Origin of the sequence: Mycobacterium persicum (assembly GCF_002086675.1) — a bacterium.
Lineage (GTDB): Bacteria > Actinomycetota > Actinomycetes > Mycobacteriales > Mycobacteriaceae > Mycobacterium > Mycobacterium persicum.
The window spans coordinates 1-4,496 of sequence record NZ_MVIF01000179.1; the positions used below are offsets into that span (position 1 = coordinate 1).

Below are 4,496 nucleotides of genomic sequence, written 5' to 3' on the forward strand. Positions count from 1 at the left end.
TGGCCGGTCCAGGTGGAGGTAGCGCGCCAGGTGCTCGGCCTCGGCGGCATCCCCGCCGACGAGCTGGCCGAGTGGCTGGCCGTCGTGCGTCATCGGGCCGGTGATCCCGTCGGCCAGCCCGAGCCGGACCAGGCTCCGCCCGAGGTGGTGGAAACGCTGCCGAGCGTGGCGCTCAGGGCGGAAAGCGCGGAGCCTGGGGCTGAGCTGGTCATCGAGACCGACGCGCCCGCCGAGGTCGAGGCCGACCCCGCGCCGGTCGCGCCGCCCAGGCCCAGGCCGACGCCCGTCCCTCAGCCCAAGACCAACGGGTATGACCCTCTCCGAGGCTGGTCACCCCGCCGCCCTCGGTAGGTAGCTGGCCGTCCGTGTCAAAATCTTGATATTGACACGGCATATCCTCCGGCCCTGGTCGTGGCCGTCTTCCCTGGCCGTTAGTGTCAGAAGTCCTGTCAAATCAAAATAGCGCGGCTTAGACTTTTGACATAGACTGGAGTGGGTGACCACGACCACCCCAACCACGAGGAGACCCACCATGGCCACAGTCACCTACACCGCCACCCACCCGGCCACGGGCAACAGCGCCACCCGCACCAGCGGGACGATGGCCTACACCCACGCGGTCATCAGCCCCGATGGCGGCGCGTACAGCTGGCACAAGACCGCCAACGCCGCCGCCAAGGCCGCTCAGAAGGCGGGTGCCAAGGCCGTGCCCGCCGTCCCGACGGCGGTCAACGGGCGGGCTACCGCCGCCGACTTCGCGGACCATCCCCAGGCCAAGGCCATCGCCGCGCTGATCAGCGCCAAGACTCAGCCCACGGCCAAGACCAAGCGCCCGGCCAAGGCCAAGGCCCAGTCCGCGCCCGACCCCCAGGCCGACGCCGACAAGGCTGACGCCAAGCGCGCGGCTCGGCGGGCGCGTCGGCTGGCCCGTCGGGCGGCGGAAAGCCCCAAGGCCAAGGCGGCTCGGTTGGCCCGTCGGCGTGAGCGCCGGGCGGCGCGTAAGGCGGCGGTGGCCCGATGACCACTGCGCCCGCCACCGCCACCACGGGCCAGCTCCTCGGCTACGCCCGAGTCAGCACCGGGCACCAGTCCCTCGACGCCCAGACCGACGCCCTGGTCTCCGCCGGGGTCAGCGCTGAGCGCGTCTACTCCGACAAGCTGACCGGCACCTCGACCCGTGAGCAGCGCCCCGGCCTGGGCGCGCTGCTCGACTACGCCCGGCCCGGTGACACCATCGTTGTCGTCGGCATCGACCGCCTCGGGCGCTCGGCGGCGGAGGTGATGACCACCATCCGCGACCTCGGCCAGCGCGGCGTGATTCTCCGTTCGCTCAGGGAGGGCATCGACACCTCCAACGCCACCGGGCGCATGATCGCCGGGGTGCTGGCCAGCCTGGCTGAGCTGGAGCTGGAACTCCAGAAGGAGCGGGTGGCGGCGGCTAAGGCGGCGCGGCGGGCGCGCGGCGGCAACATGGGTCGGCCCAAGGCGCTCAGCGCCGACAAGATCAGGCAGGCTCACACCATGCGCGCCAGCGGGGAGCCGGTTGACAAGATCGCCCAGACGTTGGGCGTCAGCCTGTCCACGGTCCACCGGGCGCTCAGGGCGGCGGGCTGACTGAGCCGCGCGGGCACTGTCACCACTGGTTCTCCGGCTTCATGTAGTCGGGCACGTACACGTCCTCGGGCGCAGTGATGCGCCGCCAGACCGGCGCAAAGAGCTTGTTGTTCAGCTCAGTGACCTCCACATAGTCCGTCACCGTCTCAGACAGATCGAGCCCTCGGTCGGCCCGACGCAAGCCCGTGTTGGTCAAGTTGGCTGACCCCTTGAACGCCACCAGCCCGTCCACGATGAGCAGCTTCTGATGGGGCGCGTCATAGATGTTCTGCTCAGTCGGGATGACCTTGGCGGTCAGCCCCGGCGCTTCGGTCGGGTACTCGGTCAGTTCGGCGCGTGTGCCAGCGTCCACGTTGGAGGCGAACCCATAGACCGGCACCCGCATGCTCGTCATCTTGAGTGCGCCGACCAGCTGATGGCTCATCCCCCAGCTGGCGAAATGCACAAAGTACTTGGCGCGCGCCACGACCTCGAAGAACGTCCGCATGGTCGGCCAGGCGTCGGTGCCGTTCCCCCGCCGACCACGCGAGTCCCGCACAACCTTGGCCAGTGTGGTCGCGTGGCTCAGGAGGTCATTGTGATCGAGCAGCAGCCCGTTCTGCTTGAAGTGGTCGTAGATGCTGACGTTCCATGAGCTGTTCCACGTCGGGTCGTCGCCGCCGTCGATCTCCACGTCATAGATGACCTGACACACCGGGCAGGAGTGCTCTGTGGGTGTCTTCTTGCGATCCGACTTGAACGTTCGCATGAGACCTCGGCACGCCGGGCAGATGTAGCGCGGCGGATTGAAGTCGAGGATGGAAGTGATGTCGAAGCCGGGCACGCGATAGATCATCCCCGACCGGTCCGACACGCCGAGACCCCCGGTTCCCGCGCTGGGACTGAGTTCTGGCGTCTGTGGCCCAACATTTCCCAGGTTGTAAGGCGCGACAACCCCGCCCATGTCGGTGAAGTGCCTTGCGCTGCAACGTTTTTCGTGTGTGGCTTACACCATCGAGTGGCACACTGGCCCACATGACAGCGCCTCGAAGCCCCGCCACCACGCCCATCCGCGCACCCGCTCGATGGAGCAGTGGCGCGCGCGGAAGGCCGTCATGGCGTCGCGAGGTGAGACCTCCGGCCCTCGGGTGGACGAGGCCGACGCCGCGCTGAGCTGGTGGCGGGTGCGCGCGTTCCTGATCAAGGAGCTGGACGTCACCGAGGCGCGCGCCGACGCGCTCATGGACATCTTGGAGCCGTGCGACGCCAAGGCCGACACCGCCAGGGCGGAGGCGGTGGCCCGATGACCCGCCGCGCTCCCTATCGGACAAACGCCACGCCCGCCCACCTGGCCAGCCTGCCTGATGCGCCTCAGCGCCCGCCCCGCCGGTACAGCCAGGCGGAGCTGCGCCAGCGGCGGCGCAATGGGCTGACCACCGCTCACTACGACGGCACCTGGTCTCTGGAGCAGGAGATCGCGGCGGCGGTGATCCCGCTGGCGGAGCGCATCAGCGCCGCCCACCGCCCCGCCCGGTTCGGTCATCCGACGTTCCCGTCGGTGCCGTGGCTTCTGGAGGCCATCCATGAGTGCGTCGGCGTGGCGGTCGGATGGGTCGCCGAGGGCCACGCCCTACGCAAGACCAAGCACCTGGCCGACGAACCCGGCAAGCGGAAGTACGCCGTGACGACCTACGTCGATCTGGCTCCGCGCCCGGCGCTGCCCCAGATCACCGACGAGGAGCTGGAGGACGGTTCCTGGGCGCGGAAGGCCATCGCCATGGCCAGCGCCATCGACGCCGAGTTCTCCGAGATGCTGGCCCGTGGCTACCCGCCGGGTGCGCCCGGTCTGCGTGGTCAGGAGTCCCGCTCGGAGCGGCTGGACGCGCTGCTCCGCCGGACCCTCGACCACGCCACGCTGGCCATCACCCAGCGGCTCGACCGTGATGCCCACCGCGACCACCACACCAAGGCCACCCCAACCGACCCGCGCGCCGCCCTGGCCGCGCTGGGCGTCCAGACCGACGACAACTGACCGAGAGGACCAACCAACCATGACCATGCCCGCGCCGACCACCTACACCACGCCGCTGCCCGTCCACTTTGAAACGCCGCTGGTCAATCCGTCGCCCGGCGGGCTGTACCCGGCCACCCAGTGGACGGAGGAAGGCGACGGCCCGACGCGCTGGCTGAGCGGCGGCGTGGAGGTCCGAGGCGGTAACTACTCCGACGGCCAGGCGTCCGGCATCTGGGACGCCCCCTGGTGCGAGCCCCCGGCCCTCGACGGCCCCCGTAAGGAGGGCGAGCGCCAGACCATCCTCGACATCTTCGAGCCGGTGACCGTGTGGGCCTACGACGAGTGTGATCTGACCGCGCCGTCACGCGCCGAGGTTCGTCAGCGCGCCGCGCAGATTCTCCGGCTGGAGGAGGCGGTGGCCGTCGAGCGCGAGTTCGCCGCCCGGCTGCTGCTGGACGCCGCCGACCTGGGTGCGACCCCGACCGTGGCCGACGTGATCGCCGCTGTCGCCGCGCTGGAGGCGGCGATGGCCAAGACCAACACCTTGGGCTACTTCCACCTCGGGATGCAGTGGGCGGCGCGGCTGGCCTCGGCCCACCTCCTGGTCCGCACCGGGACCGGGTTCACGACGCCGACGGGCCATCGTCTGATCCTGGGCGGCGGGTACGTCGAGGGCCTGGCCGACACCATCGTCGCCACGTCTCAGCCGTTCGGGTGGCGGTCGTCGGTCCAGGTCCGCGAGGCCGTGGACGAGCGCCACAACACCTACGCCGCCATCGCTGAGCGCAGCGTCGTCGTCGGCTACGAAGCCTTGATCGCCGCCGTCACGATCACGCCGCCGGACCCAACCCCGTGATGTCCATGGTGATGACCGTGACCGATGTCGAGG

At 69.9% G+C, this 4,496-nt stretch carries 6 protein-coding genes and 1 pseudogene; 6 read left to right on the forward strand and 1 reads right to left on the reverse strand.

Translation table 11 applies throughout. The features are described from left to right. The 3 genes and pseudogenes from BST40_RS32155 to BST40_RS27320 form a co-directional block, all read left to right on the forward strand. A pseudogene (locus BST40_RS32155) lies at positions 1 to 351 on the forward strand (flagellar hook-length control protein); the annotation flags it as partial. 181 nt (positions 352 to 532) lie between these two features. Further along, positions 533 to 1,021: a hypothetical protein gene (locus tag BST40_RS27315; RefSeq protein ID WP_083156436.1), complete on the forward strand. Its 489-nt coding sequence runs from the start codon at positions 533 to 535 to the stop codon at positions 1,019 to 1,021. After that, positions 1,018 to 1,614, forward strand: a complete 597-nt coding sequence (locus tag BST40_RS27320; RefSeq protein ID WP_083156439.1) for a recombinase family protein — start codon at positions 1,018 to 1,020, stop codon at positions 1,612 to 1,614. Before BST40_RS27315 ends, BST40_RS27320 begins: the two co-directional genes overlap by 4 nt. A 19-nt stretch (positions 1,615 to 1,633) precedes the next feature. Here the strand turns inward: BST40_RS27320 and BST40_RS27325 are convergent, their stop codons facing one another. Next, positions 1,634 to 2,437: a phospholipase D-like domain-containing protein gene (locus BST40_RS27325; RefSeq protein WP_158084047.1), complete on the reverse strand. Its 804-nt coding sequence runs from the start codon at positions 2,435 to 2,437 to the stop codon at positions 1,634 to 1,636. Between the two features lie 271 nt (positions 2,438 to 2,708). Here BST40_RS27325 and BST40_RS27330 point away from each other — a divergent pair, with 271 nt between their 5' ends. Genes BST40_RS27330 through BST40_RS27340 form a run of 3 tightly spaced genes read left to right on the forward strand, consistent with a single transcriptional unit; the run spans position 2,709 to position 4,463 of the window. Continuing rightward, positions 2,709 to 2,900 carry a hypothetical protein gene (locus BST40_RS27330; RefSeq protein WP_244174507.1) on the forward strand — a complete coding sequence of 64 codons (192 nt, stop codon included), beginning with the start codon at positions 2,709 to 2,711 and terminating at the stop codon, positions 2,898 to 2,900. Continuing rightward, a complete protein-coding gene (locus BST40_RS27335) occupies positions 2,897 to 3,625 on the forward strand; it encodes a hypothetical protein (protein WP_083156445.1) in 729 nt (242 codons plus the stop codon). The genes BST40_RS27330 and BST40_RS27335 overlap by 4 nt, the downstream gene beginning before the upstream one ends. Positions 3,626 to 3,644: 19 nt before the next feature. Then, positions 3,645 to 4,463, forward strand: coding sequence for a hypothetical protein (locus BST40_RS27340; RefSeq protein WP_083156448.1), 819 nt, complete (start codon positions 3,645 to 3,647; stop codon positions 4,461 to 4,463). The last annotated feature ends 33 nt before the right edge of the window (positions 4,464 to 4,496 follow it).

Excerpts from the sequence above, each read along its gene's own strand:
- BST40_RS27335 (WP_083156445.1), top strand. The coding sequence starts at position 2,897 with ATGACCCGCCGCGCTCCCTATCGGACAAACGCCACGCCCGCCCACCTG.
- BST40_RS27315 (WP_083156436.1), top strand. The coding sequence starts at position 533 with ATGGCCACAGTCACCTACACCGCCACCCACCCGGCCACGGGCAACAGC.
- BST40_RS27340 (WP_083156448.1), top strand. The coding sequence starts at position 3,645 with ATGACCATGCCCGCGCCGACCACCTACACCACGCCGCTGCCCGTCCAC.
- BST40_RS27320 (WP_083156439.1), top strand. The coding sequence starts at position 1,018 with ATGACCACTGCGCCCGCCACCGCCACCACGGGCCAGCTCCTCGGCTAC.
- BST40_RS27330 (WP_244174507.1), top strand. The coding sequence starts at position 2,709 with ATGGCGTCGCGAGGTGAGACCTCCGGCCCTCGGGTGGACGAGGCCGAC.